At 63.5% G+C, this 19,975-nt stretch carries 17 protein-coding genes, 3 tRNA genes and 2 pseudogenes; 18 read left to right on the top strand and 4 right to left on the bottom strand.

All coding sequences use genetic code 11. The annotated features are described in order from the left end of the window. Window positions 1-274 precede the first annotated feature (274 nt). Window positions 275-991, top strand: coding sequence for a hypothetical protein (locus HUS23_14325; protein QKT04895.1), 717 nt, complete (start codon window positions 275-277; stop codon window positions 989-991). A 9-nt stretch (window positions 992-1,000) separates the two neighbouring features. Here HUS23_14325 and HUS23_14320 read toward each other — a convergent pair whose 3' ends face one another. After that, a complete protein-coding gene (locus HUS23_14320) occupies window positions 1,001-1,708 on the bottom strand; it encodes a class I SAM-dependent methyltransferase (GenBank protein ID QKT04894.1) in 708 nt (235 codons plus the stop codon). Window positions 1,709-1,871: 163 nt separating this feature from the next. Here HUS23_14320 and HUS23_14315 point away from each other — a divergent pair, with 163 nt between their 5' ends. Further along, window positions 1,872-2,198 (top strand): DUF2007 domain-containing protein, encoded by a 327-nt coding sequence (locus HUS23_14315; GenBank protein ID QKT04893.1) that lies wholly within the window; start codon window positions 1,872-1,874, stop codon window positions 2,196-2,198. A gap of 103 nt (window positions 2,199-2,301) precedes the next feature. Beyond that, window positions 2,302-3,675 carry an amidohydrolase family protein gene (locus tag HUS23_14310; protein ID QKT04892.1) on the top strand — a complete coding sequence of 458 codons (1,374 nt, stop codon included), beginning with the start codon at window positions 2,302-2,304 and terminating at the stop codon, window positions 3,673-3,675. Between the two features lie 34 nt (window positions 3,676-3,709). Here HUS23_14310 and HUS23_14305 read toward each other — a convergent pair whose 3' ends face one another. The 3 genes from HUS23_14305 to HUS23_14295 all read right to left on the bottom strand — a co-directional run bounded on the left by HUS23_14305 (window position 3,710) and on the right by HUS23_14295 (window position 5,758). After that, the gene (locus tag HUS23_14305; protein ID QKT04891.1) at window positions 3,710-4,279 is read right to left on the bottom strand and encodes a cytochrome c; all 570 of its coding nucleotides are present in this window, start codon (window positions 4,277-4,279) and stop codon (window positions 3,710-3,712) included. Beyond that, window positions 4,266-5,588, bottom strand: coding sequence for a sulfite dehydrogenase (gene soxC, locus HUS23_14300; protein QKT04890.1), 1,323 nt, complete (start codon window positions 5,586-5,588; stop codon window positions 4,266-4,268). The genes HUS23_14305 and soxC overlap by 14 nt, the downstream gene beginning before the upstream one ends. 95 nt (window positions 5,589-5,683) lie before the next feature. Next, a tRNA-Val gene (locus HUS23_14295) sits at window positions 5,684-5,758 on the bottom strand. A gap of 145 nt (window positions 5,759-5,903) precedes the next feature. On the opposite strand from HUS23_14295, the gene HUS23_14290 reads away from it, so the two are divergent. From HUS23_14290 to HUS23_14220, 15 genes and pseudogenes are all read left to right on the top strand, one after another. Then, on the top strand, window positions 5,904-6,929 hold the full coding sequence (locus HUS23_14290; GenBank protein ID QKT04889.1) for a fructose-bisphosphate aldolase class I: 1,026 nt from the start codon (window positions 5,904-5,906) through the stop codon (window positions 6,927-6,929). A gap of 102 nt (window positions 6,930-7,031) precedes the next feature. After that, window positions 7,032-8,453 (top strand): glutamate--tRNA ligase, encoded by a 1,422-nt coding sequence (gltX, locus tag HUS23_14285; GenBank protein ID QKT04888.1) that lies wholly within the window; start codon window positions 7,032-7,034, stop codon window positions 8,451-8,453. A 41-nt stretch (window positions 8,454-8,494) separates the two neighbouring features. Next, a tRNA-Ala gene (locus tag HUS23_14280) sits at window positions 8,495-8,570 on the top strand. Between the two features lie 34 nt (window positions 8,571-8,604). Continuing rightward, a complete protein-coding gene (locus HUS23_14275) occupies window positions 8,605-8,799 on the top strand; it encodes a hypothetical protein (GenBank protein ID QKT05109.1) in 195 nt (64 codons plus the stop codon). Between the two features lie 9 nt (window positions 8,800-8,808). Beyond that, a tRNA-Glu gene (locus HUS23_14270) sits at window positions 8,809-8,884 on the top strand. A gap of 20 nt (window positions 8,885-8,904) precedes the next feature. Continuing rightward, window positions 8,905-9,924, top strand: coding sequence for an RHS domain-containing protein (locus HUS23_14265; GenBank protein ID QKT04887.1), 1,020 nt, complete (start codon window positions 8,905-8,907; stop codon window positions 9,922-9,924). Window positions 9,925-9,993: 69 nt separating this feature from the next. Then, window positions 9,994-10,287: a hypothetical protein gene (locus HUS23_14260; GenBank protein QKT04886.1), complete on the top strand. Its 294-nt coding sequence runs from the start codon at window positions 9,994-9,996 to the stop codon at window positions 10,285-10,287. Window positions 10,288-10,676: 389 nt separating this feature from the next. After that, a pseudogene (locus HUS23_14255) lies at window positions 10,677-11,163 on the top strand (transposase). Between the two features lie 349 nt (window positions 11,164-11,512). Further along, window positions 11,513-13,366 (top strand): RHS domain-containing protein, encoded by a 1,854-nt coding sequence (locus tag HUS23_14250; protein QKT04885.1) that lies wholly within the window; start codon window positions 11,513-11,515, stop codon window positions 13,364-13,366. 483 nt (window positions 13,367-13,849) lie between these two features. Continuing rightward, window positions 13,850-14,380 (top strand): transposase, encoded by a 531-nt coding sequence (locus HUS23_14245; GenBank protein QKT05108.1) that lies wholly within the window; start codon window positions 13,850-13,852, stop codon window positions 14,378-14,380. A gap of 213 nt (window positions 14,381-14,593) precedes the next feature. Next, on the top strand, window positions 14,594-15,031 hold the full coding sequence (locus HUS23_14240) for a hypothetical protein (GenBank protein ID QKT04884.1): 438 nt from the start codon (window positions 14,594-14,596) through the stop codon (window positions 15,029-15,031). A gap of 404 nt (window positions 15,032-15,435) precedes the next feature. Beyond that, a pseudogene (locus tag HUS23_14235) lies at window positions 15,436-15,962 on the top strand (transposase). A 443-nt stretch (window positions 15,963-16,405) separates the two neighbouring features. Beyond that, entirely contained in the window at window positions 16,406-16,912 is a 507-nt protein-coding gene (locus HUS23_14230; protein QKT04883.1) for a hypothetical protein, read from the top strand. Between the two features lie 86 nt (window positions 16,913-16,998). Continuing rightward, window positions 16,999-18,012, top strand: a complete 1,014-nt coding sequence (locus tag HUS23_14225) for an IS110 family transposase (GenBank protein QKT04882.1) — start codon at window positions 16,999-17,001, stop codon at window positions 18,010-18,012. Between the two features lie 645 nt (window positions 18,013-18,657). Continuing rightward, the gene (locus HUS23_14220; GenBank protein QKT04881.1) at window positions 18,658-19,956 is read left to right on the top strand and encodes a GGDEF domain-containing protein; all 1,299 of its coding nucleotides are present in this window, start codon (window positions 18,658-18,660) and stop codon (window positions 19,954-19,956) included. The last annotated feature ends 19 nt before the right edge of the window (window positions 19,957-19,975 follow it).

Below are 19,975 nucleotides of genomic sequence, written 5' to 3'. Positions count from 1 at the left end.
GTCCGTCTCCGCGTTGGCGGCCAGTTCGACTGTGCCTATAGTTGCTTAACGAAGCTCTGAATAGATCCACCCCGGATTTCGCTGGCCAAGTACAACGACAGCGCGGTTTCACTGTGCGGCATATCCCGCGCCGCCGTGGAGGCTCGGAACGGAACTGAGCTTCCTCAAGCTTGTAAGGGACTGGCCGTGCGTGGGCGGTCTTGCCGATCCCGGTCCGAGATTGGAGTGCGGTCGGGGCCGATCGTTCTCCCGATTGTCCCCGACAGGAGGCCCTATGAATAGACCTGCCGGTAGCGCGCGCTTGCGCGAGTGGTTCGTGCCGGCGCGCGGCTCGTCGCGCATGCGGGCCTGGGTCGGCCTGCTGTTTCTGCCCTACACCGCGATGGTTCTGAGCTACACGGTGATGGGCGCGCTGCTCGCGCCGGCGCCCGATTGGGCACGGGTGGCGGCGGTGGTCGCGATCTATTTCCTCGGCCTGGGCATCGGCGCGCACGCCCTGGATGCGCTCGGCAGCCGCCGCGTCAAACCCTGGGGCGAGTTGCTCGGTCGGCGCGAACTGCTGCTGGTCACGGCGCTGGCCTTCACGCTCGCCTACGCGATCGGCGGGTATTACGTGTTGCGCTACGGCCTGGTGCTGTTCGCGTTGATCGCGCTGGTGGAGGGCTTTTTCGCGCTGGCCTACAACCTCGAGTGGTTTCGCGGCCGCTTCCACACCGACGCCTGGTTTGCCGTCTCCTGGGGCGCGCTGCCGGTGCTGGCAGGTTACACGCTGCAAACCAACGCGCTGCGCCCGAGCGTGCTGTTGCTCGCGCTGGCGGCGGCGCTGTTCAGTCTGGTGCAGATCCGTGCCTCGCGGCCCTACAAGGCACTGCGTCGCGGTGAGACTCCGCCGCGCCCGGCGGCGCAGACTCTGGAGGGGGTGCTGCGCGCGGTGAGCGCCGGCGTCATCACCCTGGGCGGCGCGCTGCTGCTCGCGGCGCAGGGCCGGTAGGCATGGCGCTCAAGCCCGTTCCGCGCGCACGAGCGCCGAGCCGTAGGCGGTCAGGTGCGTGACCTCGATATTGCGGAAGCCATGCTCTTCGAGCAGCGGCGGCAGTTCCTGCAGCCACTTCGTGCGTTCGATCAGCTCCGGCAGTCCGTAATAGATCTCGTTCCAAGAGGGGAACAGTACCGGACTCACGCGCTGCATCACCGCGAAGTAGGCGCGCCAGATGCGCACCAGCGCCGGCTTGGCGGGGTAGGTGAAGTCGTGCGCGATGAACACCCCGTCCTCGTTCAGCAGGCTGTGCGCGTTGGCGACCAGGGTGGGCAGTTCGGCGTACTTGGCCAGGTAGGAGGAGCTGATGCAGTCGAAGCGCTCCGCCGGCAGGAAATCCTCGGCGCGCGATAGCACCAGCTCCACATGCTCCAGACCTTCGTTCTGTACCTTGCGGCGCGCATGCTGCAGGTACTCCTCGCGCAGCTCCACGCCCACGATGCGGCTGCGCGGGAAGCGTTTGGCGATGGCGAGCGTGGAGATGCCGGTGCCGCAGGCGAGGTCGACGATACTGAGCGCATGGGGCGGGATCGCATCCACGATGCGCCGTTTCCAGAGCCGGTCGATGCCGAAGGTCGCGGCGTTGACCATGAAGTCGTAGCTCGGCCCGGTGCCGGCGAAGAACCGTTCCACCAGGGCGAGCCGCGGGTCCGCTTCGCGGCGTTGCTGCATGGTCCCTCCTTGACTCGCGCTCCCTGCGCGTTCTGGCTGGCGCACCGACGCGTCGGCGGCGTAGCATGGACCTCTACTCTGCGGGCGCGGGTCTATTCTTGATCTATAACCCGTAGCATAGCGAACGCCGGGCACGCGCTCCGGTCCACGCCCTGGAGGGTGCATGCGACGCGTCTACCGCGCGGCCAACCTGCAAGAAGCCTATCTCATCCTCCACCGTCTGCAACATGCGGGTATTCCGGCGCGCATATTCAACGAGCATTTGGCGGGCGGCTTGGGCGATTTGCCGTTCACACATGTTTACCCCGAGATCTGGGTGGAGGACGCGCGCGATGCCGAGCGCGCGTTGTCGGCCGTACGGGAATACGAGGCGGCGGCGCGGGCCGCGGCCGACACGCTGAACTGTCCGCGCTGTGGTGAGGAGAACCCGCGTACGTTTGAGCTGTGCTGGCAATGCGCCGCGCCGCTGGAGCCTCCGCCGGAAGGCTAGGGAAGCTCCGATCTATTCGGTTGCTTTGCGTGGGCAGAGAAGAGCGGGAGGGATTTTCTGGAGCTCCCCTGGCGACCAGACCGATGAGACCTCACGGATGAGAATGTTGTTCATATTGCTGTGCGCCTTCGTGGGCACGGCCGCAGCCCATGAGCCGCTGGCGCTGACCGGGGTCACCCTCATCGACGGGCGCGGCGGACCGCCGCAAGCGGACATGACCGTGGTGGTGCGTGACGGCCGCATCGCGGCCATCGGGCCCCGCCACGAGGTGCAGCTCGAGCCCGACCTGCAGCGTTTCGCGCTGGACGGCCATCACGTGCTGCCCGGCCTGATCGACGCCCACGTGCACTTCTTCCAGTCCGGCGGCATCTACACGCGCCCCGACATCCTCGATCTACGCCATCAGCGCAGCTACCGCGACGAGCAGGCGGCGGTGCGTCAACGCCTGAACGAGACGCTGCGCCGTTACACCGCGAGCGGCGTCACCGGCGTGGTCGATTTGGGCGGACCGGCGTGGAATGTCGAGCTGCGCGAAACGGCGGCCGAGGCGCCCGACGCGCCGGACCTCGCGGTGGCAGGCCCGCTGTTGACCAGCCGGGTGCCGCCTGAATTGCTGGCGGCGGATCAGCAGCCGATGGTCGAGGTCGGCACCGCGGAGGAGGCTCGGCAAGCTGTGCGCGCGCAGGTCGCGCTGGATGTGGATTTCCTCAAGCTGTGGTTGGTGGCGGAGGATGCGGACGCGGTCCGCGCTACGGATGGCTGGATTCGCGCGGCGATCGACGCCGCGCACGAGGCCGACTTGCGCGTGGTGGCGCACGCGACGCGCCTGGAAGTGGCGCGTGCCGTGGTGGAGGCGGGGGCGGACATCCTGGCGCACGGTGTCGATGACCAGCCCGTCGATGAGGGCTTTCTAAACCTGTTGGTGCAGCGGGAGGTGATCTACATCCCGACCTTGGCGGTGGAGCAGGGGTATCGGCGCGCGCTGAGCCATACCCTGACGTTCGATACCATGGAGCTGCGCCTCGGCGATCCGGAGGTCATCGAAGGTCTGCGATTGCTGCCGGCGCTAGGCGCGCCGCGGGTCGATCCGGCACCCGGCGCGCGGCGCGAGATCATGTACGAGAACCTGCGCCGCGCGCATGCGGCGGGCGTACGGCTGGCCGCGGGTAGCGATGCGGGCAACATCGGCACATTGCATGGTCCCGCGCTGCATCGCGAAATGCGCCTCATGGTCGCGGCGGGTCTACCGCCGGAGGCGGTGATCCAGGCCGCGACCGCCGGTGGCGCTGCCGTGTTGGGCCGCGCCGACGTGGGGACCCTGACAGTGGGCCAGCGCGCCAACCTCATCATCCTGCTGTGCGAGCGTAATCCGCTGGAGTCGATCGACCAGACGCGTCAGATCCTGCGCGTCATGAAGGACGGGCGCCTGTTCACTCCGGCGCAGCTCATTCCGAGCGGGCAGGCGGCGACCTCCTGACGAAGCTTTGTCTTAGGCAGCTGCCCGAGCGGCATCAGGGGCAGTTCCCGATGCAAGGAACGTTGGCGACGTCCGGGCGCGGATCGTCGACAAAGCCGTCCCGGTTCGGCATCTCCACCTGTGGCAGCGTCTCGGCGTTCATCACCGCATCCTCCGGTACCAATTCGTTGAGAAACAGCATGAACGCCGTCACCGCATACACGTCGTCGTTGCTGAGCGATTGGGGCGCGTGCATGGGCATGGCGCGCCGCGTGTAGTCGAACAGGATCGGCGCGTACGGCCAGTAGCTGCCAATGGTCTTTTGGGGATCGTCGCCGTCCAACGAGTTCACCCCGCCCTGCAGCGGTTCCATCGGCTCGCCTTCGCCGCGCGCACCATGGCACGCCGCGCACTGCTCCATGAATACATCGCGCCCGCGCTTGACGTCGCCTTCGCCCTCCGGCAGGCCGGCACCGTCGGAGCCCCGCACATCGATGTCCCAGCCGGCGATCTCCTCTGCACTCGGTTCCGTGCCGAAGCCGAAGCCCTCCTGCTGCGCGTAGGCGGTGGCGCCCAGGCCGGCGAGCAGCAAGGCCGCGGTGATCGTCGTGTTACGCCCGAACATTGCGCACCTCCCCGTCGGCGTTGATGCCCCAGCTCTGGATGGCGTTGTAGTGGTAGACGGAATGGACACCGCGCGCGGCGACCAGCTGCTCATGGGTGGGTTGTACATAGCCAGCTTCGTCGACTACCCGGCTCTGCAGCACGGCCGGCGATCCGTCCCACTCCCAAGGGAGACGGAAGCGGGTGAGCGCGTGAGCGAGTACCGGCTCCTGCAACTCCGCCACACGCCAATGTCGACCCCCGTCCGTGGAGACGTCCACGCGACCGACACGGCCGTAGCCGCTCCATGCCAGACCGCTGATTTCGTGAAAGCCTCGCGCGTGCAGGCGCTGGCCGCCCGAGGGGGAGGTGATGACCGATTTTGCCTCCATCTCGAAGCTGAACTCTCGCGCCCGCCCGTCGGGCATGAGGTCGGTGTACTTGGAGGTCTCCTGGCGGCTATGGAACGGCTGGTCGCCGATCTTGATACGCCGCAGCCACTTCACGCTCATGTTGCCCTCGTAGCCCGGCAGGAACAGGCGTAAAGGGTATCCTTGTTCGGGGCGCAGCATCTCGCCGTTCTGCGCGTACACGAGCATGGCGTCCTTCCACGCCTTCTCCATCGGGACGCTGCGCGTCAATCCGGCCGCATCGGCGCCTTCGGCAAGGAACCAGCGGCCGTCCGGTTCCACGCCCACCTCCTGGAGCAGCGTCGACAGCATCACCCCGGTCCACTCGCAACAGCTCAACAATCCGTGCGTGAACTGCACGGTCTCCTTCTCCGGCTGCTCCCATTCGGTCAAGGTGTTGCCTGAACACTCCAGAAAGTAGATGCGTGACACGGCGGGAAACCGCATCAAGTCATTCATGGTGAACATCAGCGGCCGCTTGACCAAGCCGTGCAGCAGCAAGCGGTGGCGCTCCGGGTCGATGTCGGGGATGCCCGCATGATGGCGCTCGAACACCAAGCCGTTGGGCGTGATGATGCCGTGTAGGTTCTGAAGCGGGGTGAAGCTCCACGAGGACTGGGTGGTGGCTGTGGAGCGGGTGAGGCGGCGTATGACGTGCTCTTCATGCGCAGAAGGCTCGCCGTAGGGCATGCTGCCCACCGGCCGGCCCTGCGCCTGCATCCAGCGCGGCACCTTGGGCGGCAGGTCCGCGTCCGGCGGCGGCTCCACGGCGTCGGCGGCGCGCCCATGTGCGAACGGCAATAGTGCTCCGCCGGCGAGGCCGCCGGCCAACAAGGCGCCACGGTTCAGGAACGCGCGGCGGGTCGGCGAGGAGAGTATAGGTTCGCTGGAGGAGGCAGGCGTCGGTACAGGCTTCTTCATGATCGCGCTCCAGGGCCGCAAGCACAAAGCCAAAGCCTAGGGGCGCGACGCCCGCTGTCAAACGCGCGAGCAGTCGCCGAAGAAGGGGAAGGAATTGGTGGGCGATGCTGGGATTGAACCAGCGACCCCTGCCGTGTGAAGGCAGTGCTCTCCCGCTGAGCTAATCGCCCTTCGAAGGCGGCAAATTCTACGTTCGGCCGGCGGGCGGGTCAAGCGGCGCCGGCGGAACGCCTGTGCCATGCTTTAGGAAGGCCGGCGCGTGCCTCGAACAGCGGCGCCGGGCGTTCTCGCAGCCAGTGGCAGAGGAGGGACCACATGGGCATACAGGACGAATTGGCGCGCACCATCGAGGCGCTGACCGGCGAGGGCAAGGGGATCCTCGCCGCCGACGAGAGCACACCCACCTGCACCAAGCGGTTTCAGGCCGTGGGCATCGAATCCACCGAGGACAGCCGCCGCGCCTACCGTGAGTTGTTGGTCAGCACGCGGGGCGTGGGGGAGTTCGTCGCGGGGGTGATCCTGTACGAGGAGACCCTGCATCAGCAGGCCGCGGACGGTACGCCGCTGCCGCAGAAAGCGGCCGAAAACGGCATCGTGCCGGGTATCAAGGTGGACAAGGGTCTCGCCGAGCTGCCCAACGCCGACGGAGATACGATCACGCAGGGCCTGGACGGCCTAGTGGATCGTCTCGCCCAGTACAAGCAGGCCGGCGCGCGCTTCGCCAAGTGGCGCGAGGTCTACCGCATCGGGCCGAGCAACCCGACCCGGCTCGGCATCCGCGCCAACGCCGAGGTGTTGGCCCGCTATGCCGCCGCCTGTCAGTCGCAAGGCATCGTGCCCATCGTGGAGCCGGAGGTGCTGATCGACGGTGAGCACGACATGGCGCGCTGCTTCGAAGTGACCGACGCGGTGCAGCACGCCGTATTCCACGCCCTGTACCGGCACAAGGTGCTGCTGGAGGGCATGGTCCTGAAACCGAGCATGGTGATCCCCGGCAAGGCCAGCGGGCAGCAGGCCTCGCCGGAGGAGGTGGCCGCCGCGACCTTGAAGGTGCTGCGCCGCAACGTGCCCGCCGCGGTGCCGACCATCAACTTCCTCTCCGGCGGCCAGACGCCCGAGCAGGCCACGGCCAACCTCAACGCCATGAACACCGCCGGCGTGTCCCGGCCCTGGTACCTGAGCTTCTCCTACGCCCGCGCCTTGCAGGAGCCGGTGATGCAGCTCTGGCAGGGCAAGGCGGAGAACGTAGCCAAGGCGCAGGAGGCGTTTCTGCACAGGGCGCGGCTCAACAGCGCCGCGGCGCGCGGGCAGTACCGGCCCGACATGGAGCAGGCCGCCTGAGCCGCCGTTTCCCGCGAGCGGGCGCGGCGCGCGCTACGGTGGCTCGGCAGGTGTACCGGTCGGCTGGTAGAATGAACGGCTTTTAGGCTGGGATCCTTGCTCATGACCATCCGCACCCGTTTCGCGCCGAGCCCCACCGGCTACCTGCACATCGGCGGCGCGCGCACCGCGCTGTTCTCCTGGCTGTACGCCCGCAAGCACGCGGGGCGCTTCATCCTGCGCATCGAGGACACCGACCGCGAGCGCTCCACGGTCGAGTCCGTGAACGCGATCCTGGAAGGCATGACCTGGCTCGGCCTGAACTACGACGAGGGGCCGCTGTACCAGACCGAGCGCTTCGATCGCTATAAGGCGGTCATCGAGCAGCTGCTTGCCGAGGGCAAGGCGTATCGCTGCTATTGCTCCAAGGAAGAGCTGGAGGCGATGCGCGAGGAGCAGATGGCGCGCAAGGAGAAGCCGCGCTACGACGCGCGGTGCCGGGTGCGTGTGGTGCCGCCCGACGCCGACGCGCCCTACGTGATCCGCTTCAGGAATCCCGAGGCGGGGCAGGTCGTGGTGGAGGACCAGGTGCGCGGCCGGGTGGTGTTCGACAACCGCGAGCTGGACGACCTGGTCATCGCACGCGCCGACGGCACCCCGACCTACAATCTCACCGTGGTGGTGGACGACATGGAGATGGGCGTCACCCACGTCATCCGCGGCGACGATCATCTCAACAACACCCCGCGCCAGATCAACATCATCAAGGCCCTGGGGGGCGAGCCGCCGCTGTACGCGCATGTGCCCATGATCCTCGGCGACGACGGCAAGCGTCTGTCCAAGCGTCACGGCGCGGTGAGCGTGATGCAGTACCGCGAGGACGGTTTCCTGCCCGAAGCGGTGCTGAATTACCTGGTGCGCCTCGGCTGGTCCCACGGCGATCAGGAGATCTTCAGCCTGGACGAGATGGCGACCCTGTTCGACATCAAGGACATCAACAGTTCCGCCTCGGCGTTCAACACCGGCAAGCTGCTGTGGCTCAATCAGCACTACATCAAGACCAGCGACCCGGCGCACATCGCGCGGCACCTGAGCTATCACCTCGGCAAGTTGGACATCGATCCCGCCGCCGGCGGTCCGCCCCTGGTGGACGTCATCAAGGCGCAGCAGGAGCGGGCCAAGACCCTGGTGGAGATGGCGCAGAACAGCGTCTACTTCTACCGCGACGTGCACGGCTACGACGATAAGGCCGCCCGCAAGCACCTGGGGGCGGACTGCGTGCCCGTGCTGCGCGAGTTGCGCGAGGCGCTGGCCACGCTCGAGCCGTGGGCGCCGGAGGCCATTCACGACCTGCTCAACAGGTTCGCCGAGCGCCATGAGCTCAAGCTCGGCAAGGTCGCGCAGCCGCTGCGCGTCGCCATGACGGGCAACACCGTGTCGCCGCCCATCGACGTCACGCTCGCCTTGATCGGGCGCGAGCGGGTAGTCGCGCGCATCGACGCCGCAGTCGCTTTCGCCGAGCAACAAGCGAGCGCTTCGGCTTGACACCCTAGGGGGTGCTGCTTAGAATGCGCGCTTCGGTTTTCGGGGCTATAGCTCAGCTGGGAGAGCGCTTGCATGGCATGCAAGAGGTCGGCGGTTCGATCCCGCCTAGCTCCACCAAATTCAACACGGGGCGGTTAAACGCTCCTGCATGATGGTTCGCATCGGACGCTACACGGTTTATCTCGGGATCCTGCTGGTCGCCGTCGGCTTGATCGTAGGATTCGGCGTCATGATCATGCAGAACTCGGGCGACGCCGCCGCACCATGGCTCGCTCTGGTACCCGTAGGGTTCCTCGCCCTATTGCTCGGTACCGTCCTCACCCAGCTTGGGGGTGAGGAAGACTGATTCATCTCAGTCCCCATCGTCTAGAGGCCTAGGACACCGCCCTTTCACGGCGGTAACAGGGGTTCGACTCCCCTTGGGGACGCCATCTCGAACACGAAAGCCGCAATGCGCCTGACGCATTGCGGCTTTTTCGTTTTCAGTCGCGCAGTGTTTTGCTGGAGAACTACACCGACACCGGCGCCCGAGCGCAGCTACCGCTACAACGTCGACAACCGCCTGATCGACGTGCGCAACCAGGCCGACACCCTGATCGCCAGCTACGCCTACGACCCCTTCGGGCGGCGCGTACAAAAGACCGTCGGCGCCACCACCACCTACTACCTCTACGCCGAAGAGGGGATGGTGGCCGAACTCGACGCCACCGGCAGCGTCACCACCGGCTACGGCTGGAAGCCCCACGGCGTCTGGGGTACCGACCCGCTGTTCATCCGCCAGGGCGGGGTGGTGGGTTACTACCACAACGACCACCTCGGCACCCCCCAGGCCGTTATCTCCGCGAGCGGCGTGCTGCTGTGGAGCGCACGGTACGACGCCTTCGGCAAGGCCACGGTCGAAACCGCGCAGATCACGAACAACCTGCGCTTTCCGGGCCAGTACTTCGATGCGGAGACGGGGCTGCATTACAACTACCACCGATACTATGATCCGAGTGCGGGAAGGTACACTACGGTTGACCCAATTGGCCTTGAGGGTGGGGTGAATACTTATGTGTATGTTGCTGGGAATACTCTTTCACGCCTTGATCCTTTCGGCTTGAGACAGATGAGTTGTCCCCCCGGTACCGTAGCGCCCGGAGTTGCATGCACAATTGACGATGGGAGCGGCAATGCTCGACGTAAACCGCAATGTGCTTTGGGATCGCCTGATTGTTTGCTGTTGGATGGCACAAGCTCCGAAAACGTCGATAGGAAGCCCCTTCGGGATTACGATCGATACGGAAACAACATGTGTTACTCCACCTGCATGCAAGATGAAAAGGGCGCAGAAAAGCAGCTCTGTCGACTCGCGAAACAGTATCCCCTGGCGAAATATGCATGCAAGGCCGCAGAGGTCTATTCGCGGCATACAGCTTGTGAGGAGAGATGTTTCCCTGCTGAGGACTATGGATGCTGGGAGCGTTACTGACTTATGTTCTCTTCGATACAAATAGCTGTTGGGACGCTCGTCGCGACGCCAGTGGTTGGTGTAGTCCTCTTGGGGGTCAATTATTTCATCAGCAAGAAAGTGAAAGAAGGCTGGATATCGTTGGTAATAGGCCTTGGTGCGGCCGTGGCTTACCTGTACGAAACCTCGGTCCGGCTTGATTGGATTCCTGCTCCGTTTCATCTGATTGCGGCTAGCCTATTGATGTACATAGTGGCCGAAAAGCTTCAAGGAAGCATGTTTGAAGCGTATCTCGCCGCAGGAGGTAAGTGCGGGAGTAATGTCGCCGTTTTGGTCCTAAGTGTGGGGGTTTGGGTGGTGCTGTTCTTTGCATTCCTATATTGAAAGGTGTCGTAGGCGTCGTAGGTTGGGCTGACGAAGGAAGCCCAACATTTTGATGAGGGCGAACTGAACGTGCGCTACCGACGAGCCAGCGTGCCGGGCGGAACGTATTTCGTCACGGTGATCTGGAGGACCGGAACACCGACACGTTGGTTCGGCATGTCGACGTCCTGCGCGAGCCCGCGTAGGTTGGGCTGACGAAGGAAGCCCAACATCCACGGAGGCTACTGAACGATACGATACCGACGTGCCAACGTTTGGGAGGAACGTGTTTCTTCACAGTGAATCTGGCGGACCGGAGGCCCCGTAGGTCGGGCTGACGATGAAAGCCCAGGACCCGTAGGTTGGGCTGACGAAGGAAGCCCAACATGTTGAAGAGGGCGATCTGAGCGATGCGCTACCGACGCGCTAGCGTTCCGGGAGGAACGTACTTCTTCACGGTGAATCTGGCGGATCGGAGCACCGACACGCTGGTGCGACATGTCGATACGCTGCGCGAGGTGATGAACAAGGTCAAAGAACGACATCCGTTTTTGCTGGTGGCGATGGTGGTTCTGCCCGAGCACCTGCACGCCATCCGGCGGCTCCGCGGGCTGTTCGCGTCGATTGGAACGAGGCGAACGCATTCGTCACAGCCGCGCGAACAAACGCGATCGCGGCATTTGGCAACGGCGCTATTGGGAACACCAGATTTGGGATGAGGCCGACTTGGTGCGTCACGTGGACTACATACATTTCAATCCGGTGAAACACGGCTGGGCGCGGCGGCCCGTGGACTGGCTTCACTCTACCTTGCACGGGTATATCGCGCGGGGAATGGTCCCGGAGGATTGGGGCGGGGGCGAGGTGGATGAGCGGGGTGGTTTTGGTGAGCGGTGAGACGTTGGGCTTCCTTCGTCAGCCCAACCTACACCAGCTATATCGAGCGTGGAAGGACCGGGGCGCGGGCGGTGAGGCGTCGGGCTTCCTTCGTCAGCCCAACCTACAGGGATTCGCACGCTCAGCGGCCACCGGGTATCACGTGGACAGGCCTTAGCATCACGCAACAACAACGATAACGCTTTTCGACGCGCCGCCAACAAGCAGTGAATAGGCGCGTCCCAGGGGGAGTGATGGACACGACAAGGCGCGTAAGGGGATGGGTGTGGCTGTGGTGCCTTGTTGCCACCCGCCAGGGCACGCTCGCCTTTGAGAACGTGCGCATCGCGTGCGCGGAGGGTGTCCCCCGATGAGCGCCGTTGCCATCCGTCCCTCCTCACGCACGACGCATCGCAGCGGAACGCGCATTCGTCGATCGCGATCCAGGAGTAACGCGCGCGACAACCTCACCCAGGTCACCAACGCGCGCCACATCGTGCTGCGCCGCTACCAGTACGACCGCAACGACCGCCTGATCCGCGAGCTGCTGCCCGACGACAGCGCCCTGGAGCACCGCTACGACCCGAGCGGCAACCTCATCGAGACCCGCGACGCCAAGGGCCAGCGCATCCTCTACCTCTACGACGCCGACAACCGCCTCACCACCGTGCGCCACTTCGCCGCCGGCACCCCGGGCGAAGAGGCGGCCGATGCCGAGCGCGAGATCACCTTCAGCTACGACGCCCTCGACCGCCTCACCGGCTACGACGACGGCCACACCCGCGCCCAATACCAGCACGACGGCGCCGGGCGCCTGCTCGGCGCGAGCGTCGACTACGGCGCCTTCACCGCCGGGTTCCGCTACACCTACTACGCCAACGGATTGAAGCGCACCTACACCGGCCCCGACGGCATCACGCTCACCTACAGCTACAACCCCAACGGCGAGCTCACCAGCGTCAGCATCCCCGGCCAGGGCACCTACAGCGTCGACGCCTACCGCTGGAGCGCCCCCACGCGCGTAACGCTTCCCGGCGGCGGCCAGCGGCGCATCGACCGCGACGGCTACCTGCGCCCCCACCTCATCGAGGGCCTGGACCCCGCCGCCAACCCCGTGCAGCAGGACGCCTACACCCACGACAAGGCCGACAATATCCTCAGCCGCCAGACCCTGCGCGGCCCCTACGCCTACGGCTACGACCCGCTCGACCGCCTCACCGAAGTGGACGGCGCGACCGAACAGAACGCCTACGCCTACGACCCCGTGGGCAACCGCCTCAGCGAACAGGCCTACACCGACGCCAGCGGCCTACCCCACGACTGGGAATACGACGACGCCGACCGCCTCACCCGCCGCGGCCCGATCAGCTACGAGTACGACGCCAACGGCAACCTCATCCGCGAGCCCCACGCCGACACCGGCAGTGAGCGCCGCTACCGCTACAACGTCGACAACCGCCTGATCGAAGTGCGCAACCAGGCCGACACCCTGATCGCCAGCTACGCCTACGACCCCTTCGGGCGGCGCGTACAAAAGACCGTCGGCACCACCACCACCTACTACCTCTACGCCGAAGAGGGAATGGTCGCCGAACTCGACGCCACCGGCAGCGTCACCACCGGCTACGGCTGGAAGCCCCACGGCATCTGGGGCACCGACCCGCTGTTCATCCGCCAGGGTGGGGTGGTGGGCTACTACCACAACGATCACCTCGGCACCCCCCAGGCGGTGACCTCCGCGAGCGGCGTGCTGCTGTGGAGCGCACGGTACGACGCCTTCGGCAAAGCCGTGGTCGACACCGCGCAGATCACGAACAATCTGCGCTTTCCGGGGCAGTACTTCGATGCGGAGACGGGGCTGCATTATAACTATTTTCGGTACTATGATTCGGGCCTTGGGCGCTACCTGAAGAGTGATCCAATCGGTCTGAAAGGTGGTCGTAATACCTATATTTATGCGAACGCCAATCCGATTCGTCACGTAGATGTGTTTGGTTTGAAAACTGATATGCAGTGCGTGCAAGACGCAAACGACGGATTTAGAAAGTGTATAGATAGGACCACAAACGAATGCATATCGCTCTGCGGTGAGGGTCATGTGGTGCCGTACTTGCTATGTCATATTATGTGCACCGTTCCTCCTTCTTATCGAAGGTGGAGGGAGCAATGCAATGCGATTTTGCAAAGACAGCTATTAGATTGCGTGCAAGACGATTGTGTATAACTACAACCTGTTTGTTCTATTCTCGATTCGGTCGCTAAGGGGTTCTGGCTCTTGAGATACGTATTTCTTTCATATTGTGCCTGGAACCTTTTCTTGTTCGCGTTTGGCATGCGCCTAGTAACGGAAGGCAGGCTAGCGGACGTTTTCGGTGAGAACCTCTTTGGACCGGTTTCGTTGATTTACATGCTTTCTGCGATTCTGATTTTTGCCATTGGAGGTCTGTTATCTTGGCTGGCCGAGGCGAGAAGGTATTCGTGGGCTAGTTGGGGTTTCATATTGTTTTGCGGATGGCGCGCAATTGATTCATTCATTGGAGGTGTTATCTATCCGTCCGCTTCATTTGATGCGGCTTGGGTTCCGGTGTTCGTTTTTCCTCTCGGGTGGGCTTTCTTGATGGTGTTGGAATGGACAAGAAGACATAGCCAGGCCCCGTAAGTTGGGCTGACGAAGGAAGCCCAGAATTTTGATAGGGCGAACTGACCGATTCACTGTCGACGCGACCGCGTTGCGGGAGGAACGTATTTCATTACGCTGAATCTGGCGGATCGGAGCGCCGACACGTTGGTGCGGCATTTCGACGTCCTGCGCGAGGTGATGGACAAGGTCAAAGAGAGACATCCGTTTTCGCTGGTGGCGATGGTAGTGCTGCCCGAACACCTGCACGCCATCTGGCGGCTGCCGGCGGGGGATGCGGACTATCCGAGACGGTGGTCGTTGATTAAGGCGGGCTTTTCGCGGCGATTGGAACGCGACGAACGCATCCGCGACAGCCGCGCTGCCAAACGCGAGCGCGGCATTTGGCAGCGGCGGTATTGGGAGCATCAGATTCGGGATGAGGCCGACTTGGCACGACACGTCGACTACGTACATTTCAACCCGGTGAAACATGGCTGGGTGCGGCGGCCCGGGGACTGGCCGCACTCTACCTTGCACGGGTATATCGCTCGGCGAATGGTCCCGTCAGATTGGGGTGCGGGTGAGGTGGATGAACGGGGTGGCTTTGGTGAGCGGTGAGATGTTGGGCTTCCTTTGTCAGCCCAACCTACGCGGGCTTGTGCCTCGATCAGGAGAGGGAGCGGCAGGAGCACGACACCAGAGAATTGTGGGAATGGTGGAGCGAACATAGGGATAGTTATCAGGTCCCATTCTTCTGTGACGCATCCATACCAACACGACCTAGGCAAAGGCAGGTAACGATGGACCGGAACATGGTCCAATGAGGAACACATGAAGCCGATAACGACCATACCATGCATTATTCTCTTGATAGCGACTCTTGTTGCTTGTGGCGCCGATGCGTTAGATCCAGCGGAAGGTCAAGAATGCCACATGCTATCGAATGACGTCTTTCACCTTTATCGGGATGAGATGTTGCCAGTAATCGAACTAGTGTCCGACGAGCAGGGCTACATGGAGTTTACGAGCACTTACTTATCAAGGATCGAGGATCTTCAAGAACGAAGCAAGACGTGTGCGTTTCAAGCGGCGGGGGCGGAGGCAAAGCTTTTTGCCGAAACATACATATTCCTTGAGCAGATGAGAGCGCACCTAGTTGCAGGTAGAGTTTCGTCTGCCAAGGGGCGGATCCATCTTTCCGCTAACATCGCATTTGCCCGGCAGACGCTTGTCGACGGCGTGAAGGAACTAATGGAGAAGGACCCGTAAGTTGGGCTGACGAAGGAAGCCCAACATTTTGAAGAGGGCGAACTGAACGTGCGCTACCGACGTGCCAGCCCTCCGGGAGGAACGTATTTCGTCACGGTGATCTGGCGGACCGGAACACCGACACGTTGGTTCGGCATGTCGACGTCCTGCGCGAGGTATTGAACAAGGTCAAACAGAGACATCCGTTTTCGCTGGTGGCGATGGAGGTGCTGCCCGAGCATCTGCACGCAATCTGGCGCCTCCCGCCGTAGGATGCGGACTGTCCGAGGCGGTGGTCATTGGTGAAGTCGGGTTTTTCGCGTCGATTGGAACGATGCGAACGCATCCGCGACAGCCGCGTGAACAAGCCCGCGTAGGTTGGGCTGACGAAGGAAGCCCAACATTTTGAAGAGGGCGAACTGAACGTGCGCTACCGACGTGCCAGCCCTCCGGGAGGAACGTATTTTGTCACGGTGATCTGGCGGATCGAAGCGCCGACACATTGGTGCGGCATGTCGATGCGTTGCGCGAGGGAAATAAGGTCAAAGAGAGACATCCGTTTTCGTTGGTGGCGATGGAGGTGCTGCCCGAGCATCTGCACGCAATCTGGCGCCTCCCGCCGGAGGATGCGGACTGTCCGAGGCGGTGGTCATTGGTGAAGTGGGGTTTTTCGCGTCGATTGGAACGAGGCGAACGCATCCGCGACAGCCGCGCGACCAAACGCGAGCGCGGCATTTGGCAGCGGCGGTATTGGGAGCATCAGATTCGGGATGAGGCCGACTTGGCACGACACGTCGACTACGTACATTTCAACCCGGTGAAACACGGCTGGGTGCGGCGGCCCGCGGACTGGCCCCATTCTACCTTGCATGGATATATTGCGCGGGGAATGGTCCCGGAGGATTGGGGCGGGGGCGAGGTGGATGAACGGGGTGGTTTTGGTGAGCGGTGAGGACCCGTAGGTTGGGCTGACGAATGAAGCCCAACATTTGACGAGGGCGAACTGAACGATGCGATATCGATGCCCCAGGGACCCGGGAGGGACGTATTTCTTCACGGTGAATCTGGCGGAGAGGCTCGCGGACACGCTGTTGCGGCAGGTCGATGCGCTGCGCGAGTTGATGAACAAGGTCAAAGAGAGGGTCCGGCAGATTCGGGGGAGCAAGGTAGATGAGCGGGGGTGGTTTTGGTGAGAGGTGAGGTGTTGGGCTTCCTGCGTCAGCCCAAGCTACGCGGGCTACCCTGCATGGATATATCGAACGTGGGTTGGTCCCGGAGGATTGGGGCGCGGGCGAGGTGGATGAGCGGGGTGGTTTTGGGGAGCGGTGAGGTGTTGGGCTTCCTTTGTCAGCCCAACCTACGCCGGCTAGCCAGCGATCCCCCGAGGATTTGACTATGTACATGAAAGCGTTGTTTGTCGGACTTGTCGTGCTGGTTTCTGGCACGGTTTCTGGTGAGGGAACATTAGACCTTTGGGTTCAGGAGAACCTCGCGCGCGAGGAAGGGCTCTTGTGTAAAGGCGAAGCGGGAGGCGACTTCTTCCTAGTTGCACGGGTAGCTGATGGACTCAAGAGCGGATACCGCATAGATGTAACTAGCGAAAGTGGGATTCCAAGAACGTTCGTGATTGGGTGGCGTTTTCAGGACGAGGCCGAGCGGCCATTGGGGCGCGCTACAGAACCTAAGGTAATCAGTTCGGGCTATACCCGCTCTGGCGATAGGGTATATGCGGAGGAGTTTGTCATCCGTGATATTCCGATCGATTCCGTTGAGAAGGTGCGGGTGATCGTGTCGCTTTCAAAGTATCGCAAGAGTACAGAGGCTCCGCGATCCGGTGGTGCGCCCGATCTTGAGAAGGTCTTAGACTGCGTGTCTAGGATTAGCCCGCGTAGGTTGATGTGATGGTCTCCTCCCCTTTCTAACCGGCGTCATGTGCGCCACGATGGAGATGTTAAGCAACCATCGAAACGAAAGAAGAGGAGACCGCCATGAAGATTACAACGGTCGGGCTGGACCTGGCAAAGAGCGTGTTCCATGTGGTGTGTTTTGATGCCTCACACCACGAGGTTGGCAAGCGGATGCTGCGTCGAAGCGAGGTCATGAAGTACTTTTCCCACCTGGAGCCCTGCCGGGTGGCGATGGAGGCCTGCGCCGGCGCTCATTATTGGGGACGTGAGCTGCAGCGGTTGGGTCACCGGGTAAAGCTGATTGCGCCGCAATTCGTGAAGCCGTACGTGCAGGGCAACAAGAATGACTACAACGATGCCCGGGCGATAGCGGAGGCCGCGACCCGGCCGGCGATGCGCGCAGTGAGCATCAAGAGCGTCGAGCAACAGGACATCCAGGCGCTACATCGCCTGCGGGCGCAGCGCATCAAGGAACGCACTGCCCTGTGCAACCAGCTGCGGGCGTTGGTGGCGGAGTATGGACTGGTGATGAACAAGGGAGTGGCCTCGGTACGACGTGCTGTGCCGCAGTTGCTGGAAGACGCTGAAAACGGCCTGAGCACCCTGTTTCGCGGCCTCCTGAAGCGGGGTTATGACCAGCTTGTCGAGTTAGAGGGCCACATTGACTTCTACACTGGTCAGATTGAGCAAACCAGCCGTCAGGACGAGCGTTGCAGGCGCTTGCAGGCCGTGCCGGGATTCGGACCGATCGTGGCCAGCGTCTTTGTCGGCCAGGTGGGCGATGGCAAGGCTTTCCGGCGGGGGCGCGACGTGTCAGCGGCGCTGGGTCTGGTGCCGCGCCAGCACAGCAGCGGCGGCAAGGAGGTATTGCTGGGGATCAGCAAGAAGGGCGACGGCTATTTACGCAGCCTGCTAGTCCACGGCGCGCGCAGTGTGGTGCTGCACGCCAAGGCCAAGGACGATAAATTGAGTCAATGGATTAACCGACTGTGCGAACGACGGGGCATCAACAAAACCGCCGTCGCGCTGGCCAACAAACTGGCCCGTATGGGCTGGGCGCTGTTACGGAACGACACCAAATATTGCCCCGCCTGAGCGGATACGATAACGATACTGAGTTTGAGGTAACCTGCCGACGATTGCGAAGATAACGTGAAGTGATGACATCACAGGTAAGACCGGCGTATTGAAAACCTGCTATGCCCATAGGCTGATTCAAGCCGATAGGTTGATGAGGACGATACGCGCAGCTCACATCAAGGCCAGAGAAGACATCTCCTCATCAACAGGCCGGATATATGGAAGCAATCCTGTCACTGTCTGAAACACACGGTATCTTGCAAGCGGGGAGGAGACCATATATGGGCTGACGAAGGAAGCCCAACATTTGACGAGGACGAACTGAACGATGCGCTACCGACGCGCCAGCGTTCCGGGAGGACGTATGGCTTCACGGTGAATCTGGCGGATCGGAGCGCCCACGCGCTGGTGCGGTATGTCCACGTCCTGCGCGAGGTAATGAACAAGGTCAAAGGCGCATTGAGGCACCCCCGCCTTGAACGCGTGCGTGGGGGAGCACGGGTCGGCCGCCAAAGTCCGCCGCTCTTGGATACTTAGGCGCCAGTGGCGGACGGGCCCAGCGGGCGCCCGCGTGATCGGCGCGCCGGGGCCCTGTGCTATGTTTTGACGAAGGACCCTTTCCCACCGCACGACCCGGCCGCCTCGGCCGGCGGAGACCGTATGGCCGATCACGCGCGGCATGTCGGTAACCACGCCTTGCTCCAGCAGCGGATTGCGCATGCCGGCGGCGGCAGGGCGGGTGCGCAAGCCTTCCTGTTCCTCGGTCTGGATCACTTCATCGCCTCCACGGCGCTGCTCGGGCGCGGCGGCGCCGATCTGCTGCGTGGGACGCTGGAGGAGGTGCTGGAGGCGCACGCGGGGCCGGAGGACCTGGTGGTCTGGCTCGGCACCGGTAAGTTCGGGCTGCTGTTGGACGGGGCCGATGAGGCCGAAGCGCGCCGTCGGGCGCGCGGGATCTTGCACGCGCTCCAGAGCCGGCGGGTTGGGACGGCGCGGCGGCGGGCGCCGATCAGCGCCAGCGTCGGCATTGCATCGACGGAGAGTGACAGCGAGGACTTGATCGAATCCGCTGCGCTTGCCTGCAGCCTGGCGCGGGAGGAGGGACTGGGGCGGGTGGTGGCTGCCTCGGGCGGGCGCCGGCGCAAGCTAAGGCGCCATATGGCGGAGATCCGGCGCCTCGCGCAGCTTTATGAGGCGATGGAGGGCGACGCGCTGCGGCTGTATGCGCAGCGCATCGTGCCCCTGGGCGGGCGCGGCGAGAGCCGGCCCCAGTACGAGGTGCTGCTGCGGATCCCCGGCGTGAAGGGGATGGAAGGACCGGCGCGCTTCGTGGAGGCGGCCGAGCGCTACCGCATGGTCCCGTACCTGGATCAGTGGGTGGTCGCCCACCCGCTGACGGCGCTGGGCGAGCGGCCCGAGCCCATGCGGCACCGCGTGTCCATCAATGTGTCGGGGCTCACGGTGAGCGACCCTTTGTTCCTGCGTTTCCTCCAGCAGAGCTTCGAGCAGCACGAGATTCCGTTCGAGTTCGCCTGCTTCGAGATCACCGAGACGGCGGCGGTGTACAACTGGGCGGCGGTTTGTCGTTTCGCGGCGGCGGTGCGCCGGCGGGGTGCGCACATCAAGCTGGATGACTTCGGCACCGGGCTGTCTTCTTTTACTTATCTCAAACGCCTTCAGGTCGACTTCGTGAAGATCGACGGGCGCTTCGTGCATGCGCTGCTGAGCTCGGCGGAGGACCGTGCCATCGTCGAGGCGCTGCAGCACGTCGCCAACGCGTTCGGTGTGCAAACGGTGGCCGAGCACGTCGAGGATGCGCCGACCATCGAGGCACTGGAGGACATGGGGGTGCAGTGGGCCCAAGGCTTTGCATTGCATGCGCCGGAGCCTTGGGACGAGGCGTTCGTGGTGCGGCCCGCGCGGGACCTCGCGGCGGGCGAGGGCGCGGAGGGCGTTTGATCCGAGCACGGGGCGCGCG

Source organism: Ectothiorhodospiraceae bacterium 2226 (assembly GCA_013348725.1).
Taxonomy (GTDB): domain Bacteria; phylum Pseudomonadota; class Gammaproteobacteria.
Note: the sequence above shows the minus strand (reverse complement) of the source record. Positions and strands in the feature narration are given on the sequence as shown.